This is a genomic window from Gordonibacter sp., from assembly GCF_036667095.1.
Lineage (GTDB): Bacteria > Actinomycetota > Coriobacteriia > Coriobacteriales > Eggerthellaceae > Gordonibacter.
Genome location: NZ_JAVWUP010000289.1, coordinates 1 through 2,518, shown reverse-complemented (window position 1 = coordinate 2,518; position 2,518 = coordinate 1). Strand labels below are relative to the sequence as shown.

The 2,518-nt window shown below is 52.9% G+C and carries 3 protein-coding genes; all 3 read right to left on the bottom strand.

Features of this window, described 5'->3' with window-relative positions; translation table 11 throughout:
• Positions 1–676: 676 nt before the first annotated feature.
• Entirely contained in the window at positions 677–976 is a 300-nt protein-coding gene (locus tag RR842_RS13820) for a ferredoxin family protein (protein ID WP_332730163.1), read from the bottom strand.
• Complete coding sequence (locus RR842_RS13815) at positions 973–2,274, bottom strand: FAD-dependent oxidoreductase (protein WP_332730162.1); 1,302 nt, start codon at positions 2,272–2,274, stop codon at positions 973–975. Before RR842_RS13815 ends, RR842_RS13820 begins: the two co-directional genes overlap by 4 nt.
• Before the next feature lie 59 nt (positions 2,275–2,333).
• The coding region (locus RR842_RS13810) for an FAD-binding protein (protein WP_332730161.1) at positions 2,334–2,518 on the bottom strand (185 nt) is incomplete at its 5' end.

The following is a 2,518-nucleotide window of genomic DNA, read 5'->3' as shown; positions in this document are numbered from 1 at the left end:
GCTTTACATGGCGCTCTTCGAATACTTCCGGTTTGATCTGAGCCAGATTGGCGTACTCAATCGGACCGCTTGGAAAGTTCTTAATCGCGTTCTCAAAAAATTCCTTATCCACCAGTTTCCTCCTTAAATATCCTACTCCTTTATTTATAGACCTACCCGATGCTCCTTTCTTTTGAATTCCGATTTCGCATAAATGCGTAAAACAGCTTTGGGAATCGACTGTCTGACCAATAAGTTTTGACTTTCCTTATTCGGCGTATTTTCGATATGCATGAGTATCTAACGAAATGGCAGTATATGGTAAATACCAATGTTGGTGGGACACATTCAGGGCACGGAATACGAACAACGTTTTGGGTGTAGGGCTATTCAAAATTTGCATCGGGGTTATCCAAGCCTGTTTTCTAGCATGAAAATCCTGTAGCATAGTTTGCCGTCCATGAAAAACCATTATGGATGGTCGTTCGCGACAGTCGACAATTCATTGCGGTCGAGCGCTTTTGGCAAGATTTATGCTAATACCGAAACATTAAAAAATACCCCACATTTATCAAATGCAAATGCGGGGTATCTTAATGTGAATAGCCAATATTCAATTTAATAATGCCGCGAACTTCAATCCAACCTATTTTTTAGATTCCTCTACATTTCTGAAATTCTACTTCAGTCGACGCAACTAGCCGAAACGGTACTCCACGCCCATGGTAGGCTGAGGGTTCTCCCACCTCTCAACGATAGTGCCCTCGCATGCGATACGACAGGTGCCGCACTCCAAACAGCCGGCGTAATCGAAGGACTTGGTTCCGGATTCGTCAATCTTATAGAGCGCCGCCGGGCACACTCGCACGAGCTTCAGAAACTCCTCCGTATCGGGATCTTCCGCCAACTCGATGTGCGCTCTCCCCTCATCCACCTCGTATTTGTCGATAGCCAAGAACTCGTCGACGTTGACCGTAATCTCATTGACCTTACTCACAGCGACTTCACCGCCTTCCTCACCTCTCCGGCCAGCTTGAGCAGGCCGCGCTTCTTCACGATGGGCATCATGCGCTTCATAAGCGGCCTTTGAGGACGCCCGTCCACGCTGAACATAGCATTAAAAATTTCCTTCACCATAACGGGGTAATCGTTAAACATCGAGTCCCAATGCTCCATGACGCGGGGCCACTTGCTGAAGGTCTTAAGATCCTGAATGACGAAGGAGTCTTCCATTTTGGTTTTGTAGGAAACCAGCCCCCCTTCGGAGACGTCACCCTTGTCAATTGCGACGACGGCAGCCTCGGCGGCCATGCGGCCGCTGGCCACGGCGAAGTCCATGCCGCGCACCTGGTAGCCCATGTTCATGCACAGACCCGCCGTCTCGCCCGCGACAAGACAGCCGTCGAACACGTACTTCGGCACCATGTCGTAGCCGCCCTCGGGCACCATGTGTCCAGAGTGCTCCACGAGCTTCGCGCCGCGAATAATGGGAGCCACGGCTGGATGCTGCTTGAAATCCTCAAGCATCTGGTATACAGGGTAGGGGTTCGGCGCGTCAGCCGCCGTGGAAATGGTAGCCACGAGGCCGAGTGAGATGGAGTTTTTGTTGGTGTACAAAAAGCCGCCACCAACGTTGCCGTGCGTACAATCCCCCACAAAGAGCATGGCCGAACCCTCCCCTTCTGGACAAAGGAAGCGATCCTCGATACGTTCAGCCGGCAACTCAAATACCTGCTTAATACCTACGGCCATCTGGCTCGCCTTCGGACGGGGATTGCCCAGACACTTCTCGGCAAGCAGCGTGTTAACGCCTTCGGCGAGGATCACCACCTGCGCGGTGATCTCGTCCTCGCCTGCGCGCACCCCCACGACCCGACCCGCACCGTCCTTGATAAGCTCCTCGACGGCAATGCCACAGATGTACTCAGCCCCGGCATCTTCGGCCTTCGAGGCCAGCCACTGGTCGAACGGAGCGCGTAGCACCGTGTAGGAGTCCTTGCCCTCCTCCGCCAACTCGTCACTGGTAAAGTCTATGGTCATGTTTGAGCGCACGTCGAGCATAGAAATGCGCTCGTGGGTGATCTTGCGCTCCAACGGGGCATCCCGCTCGAAGTCCGGGAAGACCTTCTTGAGTGAGTGTGAGTAGATACGCCCGCCCGTCATATTCTTTGCACCAGCAAAGTTGCCGCGCTCAACCACAAGGACGCTCTTGCCAGCCGTAGCAGCCGTATAGGCCGCTACGGCGCCGGCGCATCCCGAGCCTACAACGATGATGTCGAAATCGGTTTCAGACACTTTTCATCCTTTCCTGTCCAAGAATGGAGCTGCAATAACAACCCCTTCCTAGCATGCTTTTAGAGTGCTGCGCACAAGGCGGGCAGAACGGTCTTTACGTCGCCCACCAAACCGTAGTCGCACTGTTTGAAGATGGGTGCGTTCTTGTCCTTGTTGATTGCAAAGATGGTCTGTGCACGATTTACGCCTACCATGTGCTGCATCTGCCCAGAGATGCCAACACCGATGTACACCTTCGGCGACA